At 53.5% G+C, this 24029-nt stretch carries 20 protein-coding genes and 1 pseudogene; 6 read left to right on the plus strand and 15 right to left on the minus strand.

What is annotated here, in order from left to right; all coding sequences use genetic code 11:
* Positions 1 to 269 precede the first annotated feature (269 nt).
* The 8 genes from PXY01_RS13240 to pxpB form a co-directional block, all read right to left on the minus strand.
* Positions 270 to 962, minus strand: coding sequence for a YcnI family copper-binding membrane protein (locus tag PXY01_RS13240; protein ID WP_246027919.1), 693 nt, complete (start codon positions 960 to 962; stop codon positions 270 to 272).
* Between the two features lie 81 nt (positions 963 to 1043).
* Positions 1044 to 1748, minus strand: a complete 705-nt coding sequence (locus PXY01_RS13245) for a response regulator (protein WP_127570501.1) — start codon at positions 1746 to 1748, stop codon at positions 1044 to 1046.
* Positions 1745 to 2602: a sensor histidine kinase gene (locus PXY01_RS13250; RefSeq protein ID WP_127570502.1), complete on the minus strand. Its 858-nt coding sequence runs from the start codon at positions 2600 to 2602 to the stop codon at positions 1745 to 1747. Before PXY01_RS13250 ends, PXY01_RS13245 begins: the two co-directional genes overlap by 4 nt.
* Positions 2603 to 2617: 15 nt before the next feature.
* Positions 2618 to 4330 (minus strand): copper resistance CopC/CopD family protein, encoded by a 1713-nt coding sequence (locus PXY01_RS13255; protein ID WP_246027920.1) that lies wholly within the window; start codon positions 4328 to 4330, stop codon positions 2618 to 2620.
* A gap of 162 nt (positions 4331 to 4492) precedes the next feature.
* Positions 4493 to 4900 (minus strand): gamma-glutamylcyclotransferase family protein, encoded by a 408-nt coding sequence (locus tag PXY01_RS13260; RefSeq protein ID WP_174721827.1) that lies wholly within the window; start codon positions 4898 to 4900, stop codon positions 4493 to 4495.
* Between the two features lie 18 nt (positions 4901 to 4918).
* On the minus strand, positions 4919 to 5701 hold the full coding sequence (locus tag PXY01_RS13265) for a 5-oxoprolinase subunit PxpA (protein ID WP_127570503.1): 783 nt from the start codon (positions 5699 to 5701) through the stop codon (positions 4919 to 4921).
* Between the two features lie 23 nt (positions 5702 to 5724).
* Positions 5725 to 6771 (minus strand): 5-oxoprolinase subunit C family protein, encoded by a 1047-nt coding sequence (locus PXY01_RS13270; RefSeq protein WP_307719380.1) that lies wholly within the window; start codon positions 6769 to 6771, stop codon positions 5725 to 5727.
* Positions 6762 to 7529 (minus strand): 5-oxoprolinase subunit PxpB, encoded by a 768-nt coding sequence (gene pxpB / locus PXY01_RS13275; protein ID WP_127570505.1) that lies wholly within the window; start codon positions 7527 to 7529, stop codon positions 6762 to 6764. The genes PXY01_RS13270 and pxpB overlap by 10 nt, the downstream gene beginning before the upstream one ends.
* Positions 7530 to 7663: 134 nt before the next feature.
* Here pxpB and PXY01_RS13280 point away from each other — a divergent pair, with 134 nt between their 5' ends.
* Genes PXY01_RS13280 through PXY01_RS13300 form a run of 5 tightly spaced genes read left to right on the plus strand, consistent with a single transcriptional unit; the run spans position 7664 to position 13065 of the window.
* Positions 7664 to 8527 carry an ATP-binding cassette domain-containing protein gene (locus tag PXY01_RS13280; protein WP_127570506.1) on the plus strand — a complete coding sequence of 288 codons (864 nt, stop codon included), beginning with the start codon at positions 7664 to 7666 and terminating at the stop codon, positions 8525 to 8527.
* Positions 8524 to 10770 (plus strand): hypothetical protein, encoded by a 2247-nt coding sequence (locus PXY01_RS13285; protein WP_127570507.1) that lies wholly within the window; start codon positions 8524 to 8526, stop codon positions 10768 to 10770. The genes PXY01_RS13280 and PXY01_RS13285 overlap by 4 nt, the downstream gene beginning before the upstream one ends.
* The gene (locus PXY01_RS13290) at positions 10767 to 11348 is read left to right on the plus strand and encodes an RNA polymerase sigma factor (protein WP_127570508.1); all 582 of its coding nucleotides are present in this window, start codon (positions 10767 to 10769) and stop codon (positions 11346 to 11348) included. Before PXY01_RS13285 ends, PXY01_RS13290 begins: the two co-directional genes overlap by 4 nt.
* Complete coding sequence (locus tag PXY01_RS13295) at positions 11345 to 12154, plus strand: hypothetical protein (RefSeq protein ID WP_127570509.1); 810 nt, start codon at positions 11345 to 11347, stop codon at positions 12152 to 12154. Before PXY01_RS13290 ends, PXY01_RS13295 begins: the two co-directional genes overlap by 4 nt.
* 29 nt (positions 12155 to 12183) lie before the next feature.
* The gene (locus tag PXY01_RS13300) at positions 12184 to 13065 is read left to right on the plus strand and encodes an ATP-binding cassette domain-containing protein (protein WP_127570510.1); all 882 of its coding nucleotides are present in this window, start codon (positions 12184 to 12186) and stop codon (positions 13063 to 13065) included.
* Here PXY01_RS13300 and PXY01_RS13305 read toward each other — a convergent pair.
* On the minus strand, positions 13062 to 14357 hold the full coding sequence (locus PXY01_RS13305; protein WP_127570511.1) for a VWA domain-containing protein: 1296 nt from the start codon (positions 14355 to 14357) through the stop codon (positions 13062 to 13064). The two genes, PXY01_RS13300 and PXY01_RS13305, sit on opposite strands and share 4 nt — an antisense overlap.
* Before the next feature lie 151 nt (positions 14358 to 14508).
* Between PXY01_RS13305 and PXY01_RS13310 the strand changes: the two genes are divergently transcribed.
* Entirely contained in the window at positions 14509 to 14832 is a 324-nt protein-coding gene (locus tag PXY01_RS13310) for a hypothetical protein (RefSeq protein WP_127570512.1), read from the plus strand.
* A 145-nt stretch (positions 14833 to 14977) separates the two neighbouring features.
* Here the strand turns inward: PXY01_RS13310 and PXY01_RS13315 are convergent, their stop codons facing one another.
* The 6 genes and pseudogenes from PXY01_RS13315 to PXY01_RS13340 form a co-directional block, all read right to left on the minus strand.
* Complete coding sequence (locus tag PXY01_RS13315) at positions 14978 to 15943, minus strand: aldolase catalytic domain-containing protein (protein WP_127570513.1); 966 nt, start codon at positions 15941 to 15943, stop codon at positions 14978 to 14980.
* Positions 15944 to 16114: 171 nt separating this feature from the next.
* A complete protein-coding gene (locus PXY01_RS13320; protein WP_164744414.1) occupies positions 16115 to 18553 on the minus strand; it encodes a beta-mannosidase in 2439 nt (812 codons plus the stop codon).
* A 368-nt stretch (positions 18554 to 18921) separates the two neighbouring features.
* Positions 18922 to 19557: pseudogene (locus tag PXY01_RS23315) on the minus strand (LacI family DNA-binding transcriptional regulator).
* A 96-nt stretch (positions 19558 to 19653) separates the two neighbouring features.
* Positions 19654 to 20985: an MFS transporter gene (locus PXY01_RS13330; protein ID WP_127570515.1), complete on the minus strand. Its 1332-nt coding sequence runs from the start codon at positions 20983 to 20985 to the stop codon at positions 19654 to 19656.
* 66 nt (positions 20986 to 21051) lie between these two features.
* A complete protein-coding gene (locus tag PXY01_RS13335; RefSeq protein ID WP_127570516.1) occupies positions 21052 to 22572 on the minus strand; it encodes a leucyl aminopeptidase in 1521 nt (506 codons plus the stop codon).
* An 80-nt stretch (positions 22573 to 22652) separates the two neighbouring features.
* Positions 22653 to 24026, minus strand: a complete 1374-nt coding sequence (locus tag PXY01_RS13340; RefSeq protein WP_127570517.1) for an ATP-binding protein — start codon at positions 24024 to 24026, stop codon at positions 22653 to 22655.
* Positions 24027 to 24029 lie beyond the last annotated feature (3 nt).

A 24029-nucleotide genomic window follows, 5' to 3' on the forward strand; every position in this document is an offset into this window, starting at 1 on the left:
TAGAGCATTCACGCGTACTGACGATAGGTCGAAGGCACACTCGGAGGTAATGATGCTTTTCGAGAAATGAGGATTTTCAGGACATGAGCTTCTCAGTGGAGTTGAAACTTATCCGTTGATAATTAGACTTCTCGAGGGGCCGAGGCTGCTCTGCTGAATGAATGCAAGTCGAGTGAAGGGGGCGACAATCGCGTATTCAAAAGACCGCAGGCGGCGTATCTTGTAGACAAGATAGACGGCTCTGCGGTCTCTTATTGGGAGCTTATGAATTAGCGTTTATTACGAATAATTGATAAAATCAACGAAAGCACGCTGATGGCTGCAGCTGCAATGGACAGTATGAGCGGCAAATTACTATCCGACTCGTCGTCGCTTGCTTGGTCGGTTACCGGTGTCGTTTGGCCGTGACCGTCGTCACTGCCTTCAGCAGATGCAGGAGTGACCGTCGTGACGGAAGCCGGCTTGTCGGCGCCTTCTCCTCCAACCCACTCTACAACTGTTCCGTCGCTGTAAGTTTGGTATGCCTTCCATACAAGCTGCGCAGCATCCTCGGCAACTTTGCCGCTTACACGGAACTCCGTAAATTCCGTCTCGCTCAGTCCAACGTCAGAGGACCACGTGATGGAAATGATTTTGTTGTCTGCATCTTTCTCGAGCTCATGCTTCCAGCCTTCCTTCGGTTCAACCCGGCTTACATTGATCTCCGCTGGTACTTTCACTTGTACCTTTACGGTGTTGACACCTTTCTCTTCACTTGGGACTCTTACCGCCATGACTTGATAAGTTCCTGCAGCAACCTGAGGAGGCTGCACCGTTACGTGTGCGCTTGCCATTCCTGCAAACACAAGAAGACTTAACAGAACCATAATTAGTGCGGAAGCATTCCTAAACGTTCTTTGCTTGAATCGAAACATCATCAAACCCGCCTCTCTATCCGTTAATTTCCAATCTTTACACTCCACTAGTATAAGCTCCTTCTCACCCGTCTGCATGACTCGAAAGAGCTATTACATGTGACAGATTGTTGCATAACGAAGACGGTTCTATGAATCGTATGATGACCGATCGTGAATCCCTTGCTCTATCGCATAACGGGCAAGCTGCACCCGGTTGTCGAGATGGAGCTTTTGGAGAATATTTTTGAGATGATTTTTGACCGTATGTTCGGAAATTCCAAGCTTAGTGGCAATCTCTTTGTTTGAATCACCGAATGCTACACGTTCCAAAATATCTTTCTCACGATCAGTTAGCGGTGTAGCTGCATCCTGCTGTCTAACAGCTGGCGGCCGAGAAGCGGTAGCAGCTGATCCGGTAAATTCCTGCAGCATTCTTGCTGCAAGCTCCTTAGACATCGGAGCTTCATCATGCGCAACAGCGCGCAAATATTCCAGCCATGCAGATGGCGTTAAATTTTTGAGCAAGTAGCCTTGTGCCCCCCGCTTTATTGCCTCGAACAAATCTGTAATCTCATCCGATACGGTAACCATGACGATTCTGATGGAGGGCCATCTACTTTTGATCCGCTGTGTTGCTTCTAGCCCCCCCATCCCTGGCATTCGGATATCCATAAGGATAAGATTCGGCTGCTGTTGCTGCTGCTCGATCCACTCTATAGCTTCTTCCCCACTCGTTGCCTCAGCCACGATGGTAAAGGATGGATCGGCACTAATGATTTCGCGCATTCCCTCTCTACCATGAGGATGATCATCGACCAGCATCACTTGGATGGCAGACTGGCTATCGTTCATGTCGGTCTCCTTGATTTTTTTACAATTTGCACGACGGTTCCGCCGCTCCGATGAAGGGCGTCTGCTTCGCAAGTCACGGTAAAGGTCCATCCCATCGCTTCCGCCCGATCACGAATCATGCGGATGCCGAACTTCCCTTTCGCCCACAGTTTGTCCTCCGCCGCCCCCACTCCATTATCTTGAACTGAAGCACGAAAGCCACCTTGCAGCGGCTCGCCAGTTATCAATAATTTCGAGGCATTCGCATGCTTACGCACATTCATTACCGCTTCTCGTAATATTGCAAGTAGTTCCACCTGTTCCTTGCCGGTCAACAGCCCATCGGACAAACGCCAATCGAGCTGCACCTTCAATGCTCCTCCAGCTCTCGCTTCATCAGCCAGCTCACGAATTGCATTCATCCAAGGCATATCGGTCGTAACAGGAGCGTGACGCAGATTGGCAATCGACTGCCGTACGTCTTCATATACATGGCGAACGGTGCCGCGCAGCTGCTCAGTAACGGCCGCGCGATCACCGCCATTCTCCATTTGCTCCAGCTTATCCAGCTTAACAGACAGCAGAAATAACGATTGCGAAATACCATCATGCAGCTCGCGGGCCAGCTGCTCCCGCTCCTCGAGAGCAGCCTTCATCGCTTTCTCTCTCTGCAGCTGGTTGAGCGTGTCCTCAAGTTTCCGAAACAACTTCGTAAGCACTGTCAGCGTTACTAGCAGCACCAGAACAGGCGTCAGCATGTTACCAAGCTCCATAGAGAGGTACGGAAGCAGAAATTGATGACGGGCATATTCCCATACGCCAAGCGTAACGGTAGGAATGAGCAGGATCGACCATTTTATTTTGTTATAGGACATAGATTGGGGCGCCTCTCAATAGTTCTTAAATTCCGTCGTTCTAACTAATTCATTATCATCCTTATCCATTACACGGATTTCCGCTGTCCATTGTCCCGGATGAGGAATATATGGTCCTGTCGCTCTATAGGTGTACTTACCGTAGCCTTCAAATGCATCAATCTCATCATCGACATACGGCTCAAGCGGGATATCGATCGGAGCATCCGGATGCAGGTCCGAGCGGAACCGCAGAACGACAGATTTCGGAGCTCCCGTCTGCTCGGGCAGCCATAATTTGAGCGTTACTTTATTGTCTCCGGGCACATTCGGCGTCACACGAAGCGACAGGTGCATATCAGCACCCATCTGATGATAAGAAACGGGTTCATTAGCCGGCAAAGGACTGATGTACGTAAACAATGCCGTCACCACAATAAGAGCCGCCATCAAGAGACCATCGAGCTTCAAAAGTGAGGCTCTAGGCAGGTCGCCGCGGCGCACTCGCGCTCTCAGCATAGCTCCTGCCGCTATAACAAGCAGCGCTAGACCCGCCTTAACCGTCAGCATAACGCCCCATGAGGTAAGCCACAAATAAGACTTTCGCGTGATAAAGAGCATCGTCATCCCGATGCCAGAAAGGACAAGAACGGCTAACGACGCTGCCGCGCCGCCGCTAAACTGTACCGCGAACCTCCCAGCTTCCTTCCGGTCCTTGAACCAGAACACAAGCAGCAGCGCCAGTCCGCCGGCCCAGATTGAAGCCGCTAATAAATGTACAGCATCGAGCGCCACCGTCAATGCTTTCGGGTCGTTCGCGCTCGCGTGACCGCTCCAGCTCTCAGCTGCTAGAAGCAGTATGGCCCAGCCGATTCGAACCACTCCGCCGCCGCGAAGAACGACGAAGCCGAGCAGTGATAATACAACGATCGATAGCCAGGTGGTGCCGACCGCTGTACGCGTCAACAGCCTTCCCCATTCCGACAGCGGCTGTCCCTCCATCACTTCCCTAGCGTGGAAAAATACATACAGGATAGAGCCAAATAAGAACGCCCGGACGGTTGCAAGCGACCAGCCGCGCACAATTGGCAACGCTTCTGGACGGTTGAATCGGACTAGACCTGTCCACAGCATAATCCCCGCTGCGAGAAGCAGTGTTCCGTAATAAAGCACTCGTATCGCGTACAGAACGAGCTCGGCAGACGTTAGCTGCGTGGACGCTGCCCCATGATCGGAATGGCCGAGATGGCTTTGCAGATCGAATGTCGACGCGTCCTTGGCCGCTGGCGGATTGCCAACGACAAATACATAGGAGCCGCTAATCGGATGTCCATCCTCGGAAACGATCCGATAAGCGACGGTATAAATTCCATCATCCATGCCCGGAAGATCAATCGTAACGACCGTTCGGTCGCTGTTAGTCTTCACCGACTTAACCTCAACTTCCCGTGACAGCGAATCCAATATATCGATCGATCCGACATTCGTTTCTACCGCTTCGTTAAATACCAGCTTTATTTCTTCCGGACTGTGCGTTAGACGGGCTCCCGCTTCTGGCACAGTCTCAAGCAGCTGAGCATGGGCGTCAGCCCGTGACGAGCCGTATAATAGCCCGGCTGCAATGAGCAGCAGGCTGATGATGACTCTTAAGTGAACTCTCATTCGGCTTTCGTGAAACCAATTCGCTCCAAGCTGCAAATTCTCTCCTCCCTTCCACATCACAACAATAAATTCTAGTATGACTGCCATTAAAGACCAGCTTACAAAATAATGAGTACATCGGTTCATTCATCATCTGAACATTATCAAAACGTTCACAAATAGGTCAACTCGATCACCGAGGCTAGAACAGTTACTTTGGCAAGGAGTATAGAATCAAAGCAGTCAAGACTAATATGCTGTCGTAATTTTTTACCGATTTCGTTGGTTAGCATAATAATCAGGCCAGTAAGATTCATGGATTGCAGGGCAACCGCGATCCGTCTCCCATACATATACCCAGCCTTCAAGCTGTCTTTGCTCCACATCTTTCACCCACACCCGGTCATAATCGTTGCTTTCCTCGTATCCGTAAAACTCCTCCAGCTCATCCATCGCCGCTAGTCCAGCCTCATCGACGGTTATCCATTGACCTTTAACTAAGGAAGCTTGCTCAACTGCTATCTGATCGCGAACAAGGGCAGGATACGACCCGCAATCGACTAGCCGTCCCGCAACCTTGCCTGATTCAGAGCGAATGATATGCTGCTTCACAATGTAATGATTATGCTGATTCGGCAGCAGCGATCCATATACAAAAACTCGAAAGATTCGACTCATCGACCGCTTCTTCCTTTCTTACGGAGCTTGGACTTGAACGCCACTGCGTTCAAGGGCCGTCCGGATCGCTCTTGCCCACTGAGCAGCATGCGGCCCATCGCCATGCAAACAGATCGTATCAGCAATCACTTCCGTCTCTCCCCCGTCGTATGTTGCCGCTTTCCCTCTTGTGACCATGCTGAGCGCTTGCCCGATTGCCTCGTCATCCGTTGTCAGCAATGCGTTCCGTTCCGAACGAGGCGTTAAGGTGCCGTCCGGCTTATAAGTCCGGTCAGCGAACACCTCGGATACGATAGCTAAGCCATGCGCCCGGCCCGATTCTAACAGCAGACTGCCAGATTGGCCATACAGCAGCAATCGTGAATCTATATGGGTAACAGCACGAGCAATCGCATCGGCGATCCCTCTGTCTTTTCCTGCCATATGATAAAGCGCGCCATGCGGCTTCACATGCGCCAGCCTTCCGCCAGCAGCGTTGACAAAAGCTCGCAGCGCTCCGATTTGATACAAGACCAAATCATATACTTCTTGCGGTGAGACAGCCAGCTCACGACGGCCGAAGCCAAGCCGATCTGGAAGGCCTGGATGTGCTCCGACCGCGACGCCAGCTGCGATGCTTTGATCGACGGCCGCTTTCATCGTATGCGGATCTCCCGCATGAAAGCCGCACGCAATGTTGACACTCGTTACGTAGGGAAGCAGCGCATCGTCTTGTCCGAATGTGTAGACGCCGTAACCTTCGCCGAAATCAGCGTTTAAATCAACCTTCAATCTGTTCAATCCAAGCCCCTCCGTCGTCATTAATATAGAGTTACAGCCTGATCTTATGGAAGTCTATAGCGAATTGCGGCTGCTAATGCTTGAAGAGCCTTAGCCCTCTCATAATCAAGCTGTTGTGCCTCTTCGTGATCTATTGCTTTAAATCGTATATAATCACCAGGCTTCGCTTGAGCAAGCAGCGGCAAATCTACTGCAGCAACATGGGCAAGCTTTGGGTAGCCGCCGGTCGTCTGACAGTCGGCGCCCAGTATAATCGGCTGCCCGCTGGCGGGCACCTGCACAACTCCCGGGACGATGCCGTGCGATAGCAGCTCGTCCCGGGTCGTACGGGCAAGCGGCGGACCTTCCAGCCGCACGCCCATGCGGTCTGAGGCGGCCGCGACGCGGTAGCGGCCGCCGTAGAAGCTGGCACGGGCAGCCGGTGTGAACTGCCCGTGCTCTCTCCCCGGCATCGCGCGCAGCACGATGCCGTCATCATCGCCGCCCGCATACGCAAGCGGCGGCGAGTACCAGGCCGCCCATGCGGCAGCCGGGCGGCCTTCGCCTTCAGCGGCGCTTCGCTTCGCGAGCGCCGTAAGCCAAGCGGTCGCCCACGCGGAAGGGGCGACCGCCCCTGCGGCTTCGCCGCAGGGCACAGCATCGCCGGCGCGCAGCGGCCGGCCGGCGATGCCGCCGATGCCGGCACGCACGTCGGTGCTGCGGCTGCCGAGCGCCGGTGTCGTGCCGATGCCACCGGCGACCGCGATGTATGCGCGGCAGCCGGCGCGGGCGGCGCCGAACGTCAGCACCGCTCCCGCCGGCACATAGACCGGCCGCCACATCGGAAGCTCGTGGCCGCCCACCTGCGGCGCCATATCTGCGCCGGTAATGGCGATGAGCAGGCTCGTCTCCGTCCTTAACGTCGGGCCCGCCAGCGTCAGTTCCAAGCCCGCGGCGGATTCATCATTGCCAACGAGCCAATTCGCAACGCGCAGCGCGTATTCATCCATCGCACCGCCACCGGACAAGCCCGCCCCCCGATGGCCGGGCCGCCCACAGTCCTGCACGGTTGAGTATAAACCGGGCCTCATAACAAGCAGGCTCATTCGCATTCTCCTCCCCGCTTATTGCCGCTGCCGTCAGCTGCCGCTTTGTTAGCTGCTGCAGCCAGCTCCTCTTCGATATGACGATACTGCTCCTCGTCGATCGGGATAAACACCACACGGTCACCCGCCCGCAGCATTGCCGGCTCCCGACGGACGGCGTCGAACAATCTCAGCGGCGTTCGGCCGATTAACTGCCAGCCTCCGGGCACTGTCAGCGGATAGATGCCCGTCTGCCCGCCCGCTATACCGACAGAGCCCGCCGGCACCCGCGCCCTGGGACTATCGTGTCGCGGCTGGGCCAGCCGCTGCGGCAAGCCGGCCAAATAAGGAAAACCGGGTACAAAGCCAACAAGCGCAACCTGATAAGAAACTTCTGCATGCATGCGCACAAAATCAGCCTCACTTACTCCGCTTCGCGCGGCACAGGCAGCCAAATCCGGCCCTCTCTCGCCACCGTAACAGACCGGAATTCGAAGCTCTCTAGCTTCGTTCTTCCAATCTGCTGCCGGGGCAGAAAGCAGCGATGAAAGCTCTCGCTTAGCAGCCATAAATGCCGTTTCACTACTCCCCCATAACCGCATTGGCTCATATACGACCGTTACCGTCGAATAGGCAGGAATAACATCTACGACCCATAATAGACCAGCCCGTCTAATTCGCTCAGCCGCTTGCGCTATCGTTATCCACTCATCGCTGCATTGTTGTCCCGATTGCAGCTCGGCGACCAAGGCTCGGTCGCCAAGCGGTGATAGGTTCCACTTCATCGATACGCCGCTCCGTTCCTTCTGTATCCTCTTACTGTTCTGGTATAATTAAGTGTGGCGCATAAGCGTCTGATTGTCTATGGAGATAAAACTTTTTTATGCTTCTTCTCGTTGGATGAAGCAGGAGGGATTACATGTTAAGCGCCAATCACCTTGGCAAACGATATAAATCGGGCTGGGCTATCCACCCCATAACAGTTTCTTTCGGACCGGGCATGCATGGCTTGCTTGGACCGAACGGAGCCGGCAAATCGACGCTGATGCGCATGCTGGCCGGTCTGCTGGCGCCTACGACCGGCAGTGCACTGCTGGGAGATAAGCCGGTATTGCGATCTTATCATTGCCGTCAACGGATCGGCTTTGTACCCCAATCGTTCCGCATGTATGAACAATTGAGCGGCATCGAAACCGTATGCCATGCTATCCGGATGCGGGGATCAGCTTCGCAGACTGCTGCCAGGCGTGCAGCCGCTGCGCTAGAGACCGTTGGCTTATCGCTAGAGAAGGATCATCCAGTCCGCACCTACTCATCAGGAATGAAGCAGCGGCTAGGCATCGCTCAGGCGATCGCCTCCGATCCCGAAGTACTAATCATCGATGAGCCTACGGCAGGGTTGGACCCCGAAGAACGGTTCCGCCTGCGAAGCGTGCTGGCTGAGCTTTCACAGACGAGGACCGTGCTGCTCTCTACCCATGTGCTAAGCGATGTCGGAATCTGCGAGCATATACACGTCTTGAGCGAGGGGAGGCTGCTGTTCAGCGGCGGCAAGGAGCAGCTGGCCGCCCATGCGAGAGGACTTGTCTGGCATTGGGAGACGAGTGAATCGGAATGGCGGCGCCAGCCGTCGGATGGGATCGTGTCCGCAAGACGGACAGAAGAAGGACTTGAATGCCGCGCTATTGCGATGAATCAGCCCTACCCGTATGCGACAGAGACGGAGCCTACTATGGAGGAAGGGTATCTTGCACTCATTGGTGCGAGCACTCGTCACAGATGAGCGCAGTGAATACGTATCCGACTAGACTCCCTTTCGTGTCCGAAGCACGCGCATTCGCCCTGCACTTCCTGCTCGAATGCCGGCTCCTAATCCGACTCAGGTGGCCTCTACTGCTGCCTCTTGGCGCAGGCGCTTGGATTCTGCTCGCTCTCTTAGCGCCTGGCGACGCTTTGCCGCCGGCGAACTATTTTGCCGAAGCCGCCGAGCAGCATGCGATCGTACAATCGTTATCCGCGCTCATCCCCGCACTGCTCGGCGTCCTGCTAATGCGCCGCGATCTTATGAGCGGGCAGTTTGATTGGTCGTTCAATACGCCACTTCCGAACCTTGGTCTGGTTCTGGCCAAATTCGCCGCAGGTCTCGCATACATGTGCTTGTATATTATCAGCATCGCTGCTGGGGATGCGGCAGCTGCCATACGATACAGCATTGCACCAGAGAGCATCATGCAGGAGATGTGCTGGCTGGCGCTGCATTATGGAATCAGCTATGCCATTACACTCGCATTAGGCATGCTGCTCGGCGCATGGCTGCCCGGCCGGTTCGCCTTTCCGATTGCGTTCCTCGGGTGGGTATTCGGCGCCTTCTTCCTACAGGTCATCGCTTTACAAGGGACCCGCTGGTATTTGCTGAAGGCATTCATGCTCGTCCACCTGCTTACGAATAGCCCGTCTTACGGCAACGATGCATGGGCGCCATCTCTCTATTGGCAAGAATATGGGCGGCTCTCTCTATTCGTAGCTGCCTTCGGTTTGTTTATGCTCACGGCCGCTGCGGCTGCTGTATCGCGAATTCGTCCCGCTGCTCATGACCGAAGACCTGTGGCAGGTGTCGCTGCGGCCCTGCTGCTGTCTCTGGCAGCAGCAATTCCATATGGACTCATGTGGTCTGACCGGTACGAGCATATGCGCATCATCCGCAGTGCTTCACCATCCTATCAGGAATTGCGACTGCATGACTCTTTCATATTCCGGATGGACACAATGACGATCAAGGCAACGCGTACGGATGACGACATGCTGGAGGCAGAAGCGATCGCCGTTATCCCGCTGAAGGACGGCAAGCCCATTCCGGCTGCTGAGAGCATATCGCAGGTTATACAGCCGGAAGACGGGAGCCTCTCCTTCCTGCTTCATCCTGCCCTGCAAGTCGATTCCGTACGATGGGATGGCACATCGGCCGACTGGTGGCGAGAAGGCGACCGCGTCAACGTCACCATTCCTGACCAATTGTCACATGACAGCGCTGCGATTGAATTCCGTTATAAAGGGCAGATCAATGATTGGGCTCGATCCGGTAACGCAGAAGGCTATTGGGCCTTTATTCATGGAAGCTCGGTATTTTTGCCGGCGTCGGTCGGCTGGTACCCGCTTCCCGGAGGAGACAGTTTATTTTTCAAAGGCTTTTCATCTCATGAGGCGCCTGGCGACTATGTCAATCGAATGGATATCACCTTGCATACATCAGCCGATTTTGACGTAACGCTGAGCGGATTTGACGGGCCGCTGTTCGCCAGCTTGCCTTCCTCCGATTCCGAACAAACGTCAGCCTCCTCTCGTCATTTTGCCGGACGCGGGGCACATGGCTTCGACTTGATTGGCGGACGATTCGTCTCCGTCAATTATCAAGGCCAGCCATCTGGCATTGTCACAACCGAAGGAAGCTTAAAGCGCGGCACTCTTCTGCTGAAGCAGCTGAGCGAGTTGAAAGCTTATTACGATAGCTGGCTGCCTCGACCGATTGAGCTGCCTCAGCAAATATGGATCAATTCCATATTCACCGTGACGCCGGGCACTAGCTGGGGAAACAGTACGGTCTGGAATGATACTGTAATTTTATCCGAGAACGGCCCTGATTCATATATAGACGATATTCAGCTTGCAGCTAACATGATGCTGTTCGGCGACTTGGATCGAAGCGCAGACAGCTGGAGTCCGGATGCGGCGGCCGAGCCTTCGATATTGTTCGAGATACGTAACGCTATTCGGATGATGTATCATCTCGAACGGCCATCAGCTGTACCGCTTGAGACTCAAGCAAGCTCGAAGCAGTGGCAAACGATCAAAGAAAAGATCAACCAGTCGATACAGGACGGGCACATCGATCAGGTCAAACAGGTGCTTGGTCGTCTATGGGCACAATATGATGGTTTGCAATCGCCGACAGGGCAAGCAATTCCACTTAAACAGACGATTACGATGCAGGATTGGAATAATGCTTGGGACGAGGAGATGGAACGATGACAGACGACGAGCTCGTGCAAGGAATGGCTCGTGGGGAACAGGCGTGCTTCGAAGCATTCGTAGGACGGCACCACGCGCCTTTATCCGGCTATTTGCAAAGACAGCTTAGAAATAAGCAGAAAGCGGAGGATTTCGTTCAAGAAACGTTTCTCCGGCTGATCAAACAGCTGCAAAGCCGTTCGATACCAGATAATCCGCAAGCCTGGCTCTATCGGGTCGCCCTGAATTTGTGCCGGGACTATTGGAAAAGCTCGCAATTTCAGACCGACAACCGGCTAATGGCGGAGCTGCCTGAGCAGCAGGATATGCGCACCTCCGTTGTCGAGCTTGCTGAACGGCAGGAGACGCGTCAAGAAGTGATCCGGTCATTAGACGAACTGCCCGACGTACAGAAGCAGATCGTCATGCTCCGGTTTTTTCAAGATTTGAAGCTGCAGGATATTGCCGAGACGATGCAGCTGCCACTCGGCTCCGTTAAGACCCATCTATACAAAGGATTACGCAAGCTGCAAACGATTCTTAAGCCTGAAACAGCTGAACCTAAGCGTAACCATACAAAAGGAGGGAGGCACGCATGAGTATGCCAAACGATGATGAATTGAAACAGTTGGAGCTCGAACTTAGCGATTCGTTAAAGTCATACCATGTTACACCCGTACAATCTGGCGATACGGCCAGACTGCTGCAATCACTTCAACCCGCCTTCAATGAGCTTGTAGCTGCTGCCGTTCCCGCCGCGAGTCAGCAAGAGGCCGCATCCCAAAAGCCTCGAGTCTCGTTAGGCCGGCTCATTCGCAGTCAGATTAGAGCCTATTCCCGCGCCTATTGGGCTGCGAGCGCAGCACTATTCGTTATGCTGCTATTCATGGTCGAGCGTCTCGGTTTAGCTTCATCTTCCGATGTATCCTCATCGTTCACGATTCTAATGCCCGCAGCGCTGCTCGGTGGACTGCTGTACAGCTTCCGCACATGGAACCGGGAGATGCGAATGGTCGAGAGTATTTCGCCTTATCCTCCCGCTCTGCTGCTGCTGGCGCGTTCATTGATTGTCACCGGCGTGAACGTCGTTCTAGGTGTTGCAGCTACTTTGTATATGGAATGGACCGATGCCCGATTCGATGCGCTGTCCTTCTTGACTGGCTGGCTGTCGCTCTACCTGTTAATCAGCGGTCTGGTCGCTAATATTATGCTGCGCAAAGGACTAAAGCCCGCATTTATTAGCGGCATCGTGCTTTGGTTCATCTGGAACTACGGCAACACTTACATTCGCTCGGACCAAGCCGTCGCAATCAGCGGCCAAGCTGAGCTTGCAGCACTATTTGTCGGCTTAGCGCTGTTGTTCGCCGCTTATCGACGCAGTCTCGGCATCCGCGAAATCAAATAATCCGGCGCGCCGGAGAAGGAGGCTTTCTCTTGCTGCTGGAAATGCACAATGTACAATGGCAATACGGGGGCAAATCACCGTTTCGGCTCACCGTGCCAAGACTAACACTCCGGACGGGCATTACGCTGCTTGTCGGCCATAACGGCGCAGGCAAAACATCTCTGCTGCAGCTGCTATCCACCGTCTCGCTGCCTGATGCCGGTACGATCAGCTACGATGGCTGGACATGTGCCAACCATCTGCCCGAGATCCGCTCCCAAATCGGCTACGTGCCGACCGGCATCGAGCTGTACGAGCAGTTAACGACGATTAAGCTGCTCCGATATATGGAGCAGCTTAAAGGGTTCAGCGGCTCCGTCGAGGCGAATCGGGTAATCAACGCCTTTCAGCTTGAGCCTTATCGTACACGCAAAATAAAAACGCTCCCTCACGGCATCCGGCAGCGGATCGCACTAGCGCAAGCGTGGATCGGAAATCCTTCTTATCTGCTATTAGACGAGCCGCTCAATGCGCTTGATGCCATTGAACGGCTGCGATTCATCCGATACTTGGCTGCTTATGCTCAGCAACGAATCGTCATCATTTCCACTCATGAGCTTAATGAATGGGAGGGTTGGGCGCAGCGGATCGTATGGCTCACCGATGGCCGTCCTTCCTTCGACAGCTCTGCAGCCGACTGGACAAGCGGGCTGCCGAAGCGTGTATGGGAAGGTATCGTCGCTGCCGACGTCTACCGTGAGCTTCCGGCCAGCGCCGTTATCGACGTACGTCCCATGCAGAATCAGCAATTTGCTGTACGGGTTATAGCAGAACAACGTCCGTCCCCTGCCTTCATCGAGCAAATTCCGACATTGGAAGACGCCTATTTCATCCGCAGCCGGTCTGCCGCTGCTTCTAGACAAGCGATCTAAGCGGCACGGCAATACCGGTTGATAATATCGACAAGAAGCTTATTAAGCGGCTTCACCTCGTATTCCCCGACAGCCGGTTTCAAATGCTCGTTGCCGACACCGCTGTGATCGGTCAGAAAAATATAGGTGCCGCCTGTTGCGACTGACATGTAACGCATCAAATGCTCAGTTGCGATATCGACGCCGCTGGAGGCGACCGGAATAATCCGGATGCCTTCCCCAGCCGCGCGCTCCGTCAGTTGATGCAGTCGCTCAATAACAGACTTCTCGTGATGCGGCGGCGCATCCATTACAAGAAACAGCATACGCGCAAGCGCTTCTTTGCTCCATTCATGTTCCTCGATCGCATTCTCCAGCGCCTGCTCCACTGCCTCCGGATAATCGCCCCCTCCACGCGCTTTTTGATCCGCGATTTGATTCACGGCTTCATCAACATTCCGCGTGAATGGATACGGCTTTACCGTATATTCATCGTATACGTCGCGATAGAAGTTCGGGCTGATCCTTAGGTCCAGCTGGTTATGATTGTCTTGCTCCACCTGGTTAATTACGTCCTTAAGCTCCGCCTCTAAGTACTGCAGCTCGTCTGCCATCGAGCCCGTCGTATCGACGACCAGCATCAGATCGACCAGCATGGAAGGCTGTACCGCCTCATCCATCTTGATCTCCATAACTCGGCCATCCTTCACCTCGACGTTCTCGTATCGCTTCAGCTGCTGACCTGCCTTTACGCTCAGACTGTACTTGACACTCCCGCCCTGCTCCTCGAATAAATAAGGGAACAAATATGCCGTGCCCGACGCATTCGTCCGAGCCGTCCAGCCTCTCTGGTCATTGTCTCGACTTAACGTTACAATCGCATCTGCAACGGGCTTGCCTGCACCCGTTACCTGTACCTCCAACCGGCGAAAATCATAAAACTTCCAATACGGCATATATTCGCCGCCCTCACGAGATTGCATCAGGTCGTTCCAGCGGCTCCACTCTTGGTTGTCATCCCATTCGCCAGCCGTCAGAATGCCTGCATCCGGCAGCGAGCTTTCATTAGTTCCTCTACTGCCACTCGTTCGGCCTGAAGAGCCTCCAGGCAATGCCCCAGGCTCCTCTGAGGCTGCTGCTGCTTCGCCATCTCTAGCTGAACTGTCATTCGCCTCGTGTATCGTCTTGGCCTCAGAGCCCTCAGATCTGGCCCTACTGACATTGCTATCCCGATCCGATGATGAACAAGCTTGAAGCATAACGACTGCAAGAATCATGAGTAAGTAAAAAATCTTGTGGACTTTTACCATCATATAGACAGCCCCCTATGTTTGTTCTACTCCGATAGACGCAATTATCTTAATCGATGTTGCAAATAAAAGGAAAGGCGAATACAATCGGTAAAGCGGCTCCAAAGCATGACAAGCAGAGGGGATATACATAACGAAAGGAGCACGAATAGATATGGCAATTGAAACGATACCTCTTCAACAAATTTCGATAACAAGCAGCGATGGTACCACGAGGGAGCTCTCCTTCTTGTCTGCTGAATTGTTCATTGTGACCGAATTTGGCTCACGTCAATGGTACATTGATACGACCGAGGCTGGCCCAGTTGATTTGCTCGACCATTATTACACAAGTGATGAAATTAAAGTCCGCCTTGCGGCAGCTGCCGCGGATGGTCGTCAGTTCGAAGGTATAGCATACGTCCATTCGAATGTGCCGAAACAAGCGTGCGTCCTTCGCGGAGACGATGAACTGCTGGAGAAAGGTCTGAAAGGATAGAAAGGCTAAACCGCGAGAATTCCCAGCCTGGGCTGAACAGCCTATACATAATGCCGCCCTGCATGGTTTGGTGCGTCGACGGTGGCTGCACGACAAAGAGGCCGTCCCTTCGCCTGTTGGCGAATGGGACAGCCTCTCTTCATGTTTATTTGCTATGGGCAACTTCCGGTGTTGTGAGACGATCGTAGAAATCGACCACCTGGTCTCTCTTCTCGACATCATTGCGCTGTGCCATTGCGGAGCGTGGATGCTCGTCCAGCATTCCCGTAATCATGTATTCCATGATGTAGCCCCACTCTTCTTTCTGGCGGAGAGGAAGCATGTGCTTCTCGATCATGTCGAGCACTGGACGAACGTTATACTTCGGATTCGGCAAGTGTGCGACGAGCAGCTCCGTATTGCAGTTGCCTGCAGCACGGCCCATGCCGTACACGGATGCATCAAGCAGCTCTACGCCGTGATCGACTGCCACAAGCGTGTTCGCGAATGCAAGCTGCATATTGTTATGTGTGTGTACGCCGAGACGCTTGTTCGGCAGATGCTCTTTGAACTTGTCTACCAAATAAGCCATATCGTTCGGCTTCAGGCTGCCGTACGAATCGACAACATAAACAATATCGACGACGCTCTCGCGAATAAGCTGGAACGCATCGATCAGTTGGTTCTCCATGACGTTGGAGAGAGCCATAATGTTCAACGTCGTCTCATAGCCCCGGTCGTGGAACAGCTGTACTAGCTCCAGCGCCTTGTCCACATCTTGGATGTAGCATGCGACGCGGATAAGGTCAAGCAAGCTCTCGCTGCGCGGGAGAATATCGCTCTCGTCAACGCGGCCGATGTCGACTAGCGCTGACAGCTTCGTATTGCCTTTATTCGGAATGACCTTACGGAGAAAGTCATCGTCCAAGAAACGCCATGGGCCGGCAGTATCTGCGCCCTTCAGCAGCTTCGGCGAATTTTTATATCCAATTTCCATGTACTCTACGCCTGCTTCGTTCAGGCTGTTGTACAGATGTTGAACGAATTCGACGCTGAAATCCCAATTGTTGACGAGTCCGCCGTCGCGGATCGTACAGTCGACGATTTTGCAGTTGCTAGACTTTGCATTCATACGATTACTGCTCCTTATCGTTTATCAAAAGTTCTTTTTTTTCCATCATACTTGAAAAGAGGGCGGAACGCAAAACATATATCACCTACATTCGCGATTCAGAGTCCCTTAGAACACAAGGTTGGGCGAAAACAATAGGCTTGTTTTCTGTCCAACCTTCATGCTCTATGCTTAAATATATTCCGCTGTACGAATTGCGGCGTTCAGGCAGATTGGCGTTAATGCTTCCCCCTCCGACAAGCCCTCGATTCGAATCTGCCTCGACTCGCCAGCCCGAAGATCAAAGTAATTGTCCGACAGACGCGCAGCCAGATTCGGCAGCCCTACATCCTTCGCGAAGACGTCGCTCGTCAGCGTCACAAGGATAGCGCCGTCCTGCTCCGCCTGCTGCTCCACCCTTATGGACGCCGGCTTCAGCTGCAGCTGATAAGGCTTGCCGATCAAATACGAGCTCTCGACAAGAACGCAGCCCTGCTGGAGCAACCTGACGAAGACCACGGTACGAGACGGGTCATGACCGGCAAGCGATACGGTACCGACACGGGTCGCACTGCACCCTTGGCCGTTCGCCTCGAACGTATCCAGCCGCACCTCCCGCTCCGAGATGATGTCATAGAACGACACTTCGATATGGCCTTGGAAATGACCCGTCTCATGCAGGAGGAACAGACTGGCGTCCTTCTCTCCTTGCACGACGCGGAGCAGCGCGTTCGGCGTTCGAAACGTTCGCTTCATGTAGTAGTAGGACGGCTTCCGCACTTTGCTGTAATCGACGATCGCCCAGCTGATCGACGGCCACAGATCGCTCCACTGCCAGATCAAAGCGCCTGACGTGTCCGGCATGCGGGCAATCCAATGCTCGACGCCAAGCCGCAGCGCATTCGCCTGCATCAGCTGATTAACATAGACGAAGTCACCCTTATTCGCTGGAAGGCGATAATCTCCCACCGTATAATAGAGCAGCCGTTGAATGCCGTTCGGCGCCTTCTGCATGGCTTGAAACTTCGGGTCTCGCAGATCCGCTTCGCGGTCAACGCCGTCCATGACGCGCATCGACGGATAAGACTGCATGCCGAATTCAGACAGAAACCGGCCGTTCATCTGCTGGTAGTTCTCATACGGATGCACTTGACCCCAGACATGCCAATAATGCTGATCGCCGTAATCCTCATCGTTATGCCCATGATCGACCGAATAGGAGAATGGACTGGTCGGCCAATATGGACGGCTACTGTCCTTCGCACATACGTCGCCGAGCACTTCGAAGTACAGCTTCTCGCCATAGCCATTCCTCCGACGGCGCCGGCTGTTCTCCACAAAATGCTGGTTCTCATTGTTACCGCACCATAAGACGATGCTTGGATGATGCCCGCACGTATCGATAATAAATTGCGCTTCCTTGCGCACAAGCTCGCAGAATGCATCGTCATCCGGGTAGTCTCCGCACGCGAACATAAAATCCTGCCATACCATAATGCCGAGCCGATCACATTCCTCATAAAATTCTCGGTTCTCGTAATAGCCTCCGCCCCATATCCGAATCATGTTCATGTTCGCTTCTGCAATGCCGCTCACTTCAGCAGCGTACGCTTCCGCCGTATCAAGGCCCGGATATAGTGTCAACGGAATCCAGTTCACGCCTTTGCACAGCACCGGAATGCCGTTTACCTCGATGATGAACTTGCGGCCCTGTTTATCATACGGCTGCAGCAGCTTCACTTCGCGCAGCCCGATTATGCGCGATAGCTCTACCGTGCGGCCGCCTGCCGTCACGGCTGCGGTAAGCTTATAGAGCGGCTGCTCGCCATAACCGATCGGATACCAGCGGCGCGGTTTGCTCAGCTCGATTGGCAGCACAACAGCCGTTCCGTCAGCTTCAACCGCCGTTAAGCTGCGCGACTCGGCAAGCAGCTTGCCGCCTTCATACAGCCGGCAGACGACCTCCGCCTCCCGCACATCCGCTCCAACAGCTGAAGCTGTTAAGCTGGCATTCAAGATCGCCTTATCATCGCTAAGATGCGTCAATTGATACGTCAGCTTATCTGCGCGGCAGCCGTTGGACGCTTCCACATAGACCGGCTTATGAATGCCGATTGTAACAAGCCGCGGCCCCCAATCCCAACCGTAGCCGTACTGTGCCTTACGTCCGAACAATCGGGCCGGGATGCCGTTCCACAGCTGCAGCGAATCACCGAATTCCTTCTCCTTCTGCTGCAGCACGCGAGTCGGCGACGATAAGCGCACAACGAGCTCATTAACTGGCTTCGCCCACGGCTTAATACTGAACCGATGGGCGATAAACATATTGTCCGTGCAGCCAACGATATGACCGTTCAATACGATCTCTGCATACGTATCGACGCCTTCCATCACAAGCTCCAGCTCATCGGCTTCAAGCTGGTCTGTGCTCAGCTCGAAGGAGCGGGTGTACGTCCAGTCTTCATACTCTACCCATTCGATCTCCGATTCCAATAACGTCTGCCATTCATTCGGGATTACACCGGTACGCTGCAAAGCTTGCTGGACGAAGCCAGGAACCTCGGCATTATACCGATCTTCCGTCCGCTCGTTATATAACTGCCAATTGCCGTTAAGCGAAAGCTTGTACATCTTAACTCTTCCTCCCGCGAAATCTATCGATATAATTGCGAATGATAAGGCCAGACTAACGGACCGCGCCTGCAAGCTCATCGAGGCCTACCGTTCATTATTTCATTCATATTTTGCGTTTTGTATAGTTGCTTTGCAACAAAATAAATAAACTTTGAGCATTTTTTTCTATGACCCTTCACTCATAACGGCTCTAATATAGTTTTCTCGGCACATATTGTCGCTCAGCTATAAACAAACTTGCATATTCAATTCTCCTAATTCAAAGCATATTTGCAATTTATCGTTTTCTAATCACCGTCCAGCATACAAAAAAACGTCGGCTTATCACAGCCGACGGTTCGCTCCATCATGATTCCATATTTCTATCATTCTATTAGTTCAATGTCGTTTGCACGCATAAGCACATCGCCTGTAATAAGCAGACGCTCAGCATTCGAGGATCGGTACACACCGCCACAGCAGCTTGTCGACCGCCCGCATGCCGAGCAGTTCCTTGTTCACATTCACCGTCGTCAAGTCAGGAGAAGTATTATCGAAGCCGGTAACGCCGCATTGCTCCGGAATCGACGTGCTCCAGTACAGACTTGTAAGCGATCCAGCGCTCATAGAAGCTGTGGGCATACCCGATATCGCCGACGAACTGAAACCTTCTGTATCCCCGACTGACAAGCTTCGTCAGCGTCACGATATCCATACTCTTCTAGTTCAGCCTCATGCAAATGCCGGCGAACACCGGTCCCCAGTAGCTGGATTCCCGGTTCTGATACCGGATATTTGGGAACAGCACAACGACCGTACCCTTTGACCGCTTCCGGATCGTTCAACTGCTCCGGTCTACCTGCTGCCTTCGTACGGAAATAGCCTAATTGTCCGGCTGCCTTCAGTATCCGCTCCTTCGTCGCCTCACTTACACCCGACTTACCCGCCAGCGCACGCGATACTGCGAATTTAGACAGTCCTGCGAAGTCCGCGATCTGCTGAATGGTCGCTTTTTCCCGCATCGTCACTCGTCCCGTTAGCAGTTTTGAAATCTATTAACATGGTAGCATAACCATTAGACTTGTACCAAATCATATTCCCGCCGTTATGCGAAGGCTTTAAGCCTCCACCTGCACCTTCCTGCCAGTACGCTCGTGGAACAACAGAGAGCACAGCAGGGCGACTGCACTTAGAATGATGCCGTACAGAAACATCTCTCTAAAGCTGGTCAGCAGCTTCGTCGAATGATTCAAGAACGACCCCATAATAGTGACGCCGATAGCAGTTCCTATATTGCGGGAGAACATTTGCAGGGAGGCAGATATCCCTTTCTCCGTCGGTCCGACCAGCTGCTGGGAGCCGATGATCGCAACGGTTGACAGCAGACCGAAAGCCAGTCCGAATATCGTCGAGCCGGCGAACACGAACCAGAAGCCTGACGATTGTGACAACAGCAGAAACCAAGCGGCAGATAGAACGAGCAGCACATTGCCCGTTACGATCAGTTTCCAATATCCGAATCGGCCAATCCAGCGGCCAGCCGGTACGCTGCAAGCCATCCAGCCGGCCGACATGCTAAGCATAGCGACCCCGCTTAGAAAAATCGAGTAGCCCTGCTTCTGCAGAAATAACGGTAAATAACTTGAAGCACCGTACAATGCACCGTAAGCGAGCAGCGAGTTACCGTTCATCCATGCCACCTGCTTATTGCTGAACAACGACAGCGGAACAATCGGCGAAGAATGCCGTTTCTCATACAAGAAGAACATTACCAGCAGCACGATGCCTCCGGCCAAGTAAAGCAAGCCTCCGTGCTCGACGATCGTCGGCAGCAGCATCAGACTGATTGCAGCCGTAAAAATGACCGCCCCAACATAGTCCACCTTAGCCCGCTTCGGCTCATACTGCTCCCGATATGGTATAAGCAGCAAGAGCGATAATATACAGATTGGAATGTTCACGTAGAAGACATACCGCCAGCTCCAAGCTTCCGTAAAGACGGAGCCGAGCAGCGGCGCGAGAATAGCCGATATGCCCCACATGGCCGTGAATAACGCTTGAATTTTGCCGCGCTTCTCAACGGAGAACAAATCTCCTGCAATAATAATTGGGAACGGGTTCATCACACCCGCTCCGATGCCTTGAACGGCGCGGTACAGAACGAGCTGCAGCATCGTATCGGCGCTTCCGCACAAGATTGAACCGAGCAAGAACAGTACAATGCCAGCAGCGAACACTTTCTTCCGGCCGAATAAATCGGACAACCTCCCTGCTACCGGAGCAAGCACAGTAGAAAAAATCATATAGCTGGCGAACGTCCAAGCATACAGCTCTGCTCCGCCCAGCTCCTTCGCAATGACCGGCATCGTCGTATTGACGATCGTGCTGTCCATGGAAGCGACAAGCATCGCCACAACGATACTGACCAGAACACTTAATCTGCCTCTCATCCCCCGGTTTCCCCCATTCATGATGTGCATCATGCAAACAGGCCGCTTCCGCGGCCTGCTGCCTGATTAAGAGCGGCTAGATAGCAGCTCAGCCAGCGTCCGTACCATGACGCCCGTCGCCCCTTTGGACTCCCAGCCGCGCGATGACTTCAGCCAAGACGTTCCCGCAATATCGAGATGAACCCATGGGAGGTCTTCGGCGAATGCACCAATGAATAAACCGCCTGTAATCGTACCGGCGAATCGGCCGCCGCTGTTCTTCAAGTCGGCTGCATCGCTGTCCAGCTGTCTCCGATATTCCGGATACGAAGGGAACGGCCATATCCGTTCGCCTGCCGTGCGGCCTGCACGGATGATGTCCTGCAGCAGCAGCTCATCGTTCGTGACCGCTCCTGTTGCCACATTGCCGAGCGCGACCTCGACAGCGCCAGTCAATGTCGCGATATCAATCAGCCGAGTAGCGCCGCGGCGAATCGCCGTCGTCAGCGCATCAGCGAGAACAAGACGGCCCTCTGCATCCGTATTCACGACTTCAACTGTACGGCCGCTCATCGTCACAATGACATCGCCTGGCTTCAATGCACGGTCGGACGGCATATTCTCAGCCGCAGCGATGACTGCAATGACATTGATCTTCGGCTTCAACTCCCCGATGATCCGCATCGTTCCGAGCACCGCTGCAGCGCCGCCCATATCGCCGATCATTTCCTCCATGCCTTCGGCGCGCTTAAGCGAAATACCACCCGTATCGAATGTAATCCCTTTGCCGATAATGCCCCATACATCCTTACTGTCCGGCGCCCCTTCATAATGAAGCACAATCATCCGCGGCGGATGGGCGCTGCCTTTGCCTACTCCGATTAGTCCGCCCATGCCCATATCGATAGCGGTAAACTCATCGATAATTTCGACGTCGAAGCTGTAACGATGTCCGATCTCCTCGGCATATTCCGCCAAGCCTTCCGGAATAAGCTCATTACCCGGCATATTCGTTAGATCGCGCGCGAACAGCGTGCCTTCCGCAAACAGCTCGCCGCGCTTAACGCCAGCAGACCAGCGCGCTTTGGCCGTTTCACCGCCTGCCTCCTGCGCCTCCGGAATGAATTGAACGTCTACCGGCTCCAGCTCCTTGCCATGCTCGCGCTTCCGTTTCGGGCGCTCATACCAGCCGAGTATCAAGCCTTCTGTGAAAGATTGCGCTGCCCGCTCAGCGGAGCAATCCGCATTACCGCTAAGCACACTTGACGGAACCAGCACCTGTACCCGCCGCGCCTTCAGCTTTCTTAACGCCTTGGCGCTAGCTGCCCCTGCTTCCCGCAGCTCGTCGGCTGTCACACCGCCATAGCCGACGAACAGCGCTTGCGCCCCGGCATGCAGCCCGAGCGTTGCGATCGTCACCTTCTGACCCTTCTCTCCTTTAAACAGCCCTTTCGCACTTAATCTTCTTAACTCGTCGTCTACCTGTGGATGAATCCACGGGGCTCCCCCCTGCGCTTGAAGCTCCTCGCCCGTAATGAGCTTCACTGTCGCATCAAAGGCTGACAGCTCGCCGCTGGCAGCCGCTCCATATGTAAACTGAAATTTCATCGTCTCATCATCCTTTCTTTCTCCTGTTCCGAACAAAAAAGAACCGGGGTATGCCGAATGCCTACCCCGATTCTAAAGCTTTAGCCGATTAATGGCAAATGGATCTTAAACACTGTTCCTTCACCCGGAACGCTGTCCACTGCAATAGAGCCGCCATGATTACGAATAATTCGGTAGCTGACGGACAGCCCCAGTCCTGTACCGGCCTCCTTGGTCGTGAAGAAAGGGTCGAACAGCCGACTGAGCGTCGATCGGTCCATCCCCTTGCCATTATCCCGAATTGTAATTTCTGCATTGTTATCGATCCGCCGAACAATGATATCGATTCGGCCATTGCGCTCGCTGCTTATATCCGCGATAGCATCCAACGAGTTCTTCATAATATTAAGCATCACCTGCTTAACCTGCTTCACATCGATGGACACGAGCATCGATTCCTCATAAGACTCCAATTGAATGAGAGACCCACGCATTAGCGCTTCGCTCTCAGTCAGCAGAATAACCTCTTTAAGCAGAGAGGTGATCGATATCTGCTGCTTCATGGGCGCCGTCGGCTTCGAAGAGTTCAAAAACTCATAAATAATATCGTTCGCCCGGTCAATCTCTGCAACGATAATTCTTGCATATTCATCCTTACCAAGCTGCACAAGATGAGGACGCAACAGCTGAATGAACCCACGAATCGATGTCAGTGGATTACGGATCTCGTGCGCAATAGCTGCCGCGATCTTGCCCAGCATAGCCAGCTTATCATTCTGGTAAGCGGTCTGCTCGATCGCTTTGAAATCCGAAACATCCTTCACACTGACGAGAAAATGACCCTCCAGCTTATCACCATACGTTACGGTCGTCAGAAAATGTCTGCCATTCGTGTCCTCGAATTCAAAATAAATGCTGCGTCTTGCAATCGTCCCCTTGTATACGCGAAGGACCATTTTGCGTGTGCTTCGCTTCAGCTTCGGATGCCGCAGCAGCTCAATAAGAGAGCAGCCGACCAATGAGGAGCGCTGAACATCCATCATTCTCGCCAGCATAATGTTCACGAATGTTAATATTCCGTTCTCGTCGAATAAAGCAATTCCCGAGTCCAAATGCTGAAGGATTTTCTCGAAATGCTCCTTCACCCGTTTGGACGAATTGCGGGAATGATACAGCATTTCCCTCATTTCTGTCATTTGTTTGTCTGTCGCTTTCTCGAGCTCGCTTCGGAACCGGTATGCGACCATTAGCTCGGTTAGGAAGTTATAGGCCCGGCTGTGCAATCCCCGCAAGTCTTCGTTCTCTACATTCAAGGCAAGCGTCTGCGTGCATTCGGCGTGAAGACCGACAATCTCTTCTGGATGCACATCTCCGAGCATCTTACCAAGCATGGTGGCCTGATACAAAGAAGCCTCGCTCTCGCTGCGAATGTATTCAGCAAGCGCAGACAAATAGCGCCTACGAATTTCTTGCATAAC

This window comes from Paenibacillus xylaniclasticus (genome assembly GCF_004001065.1).
Classification (GTDB): Bacteria; Bacillota; Bacilli; order Paenibacillales; family Paenibacillaceae; genus Paenibacillus_T; species Paenibacillus_T xylaniclasticus.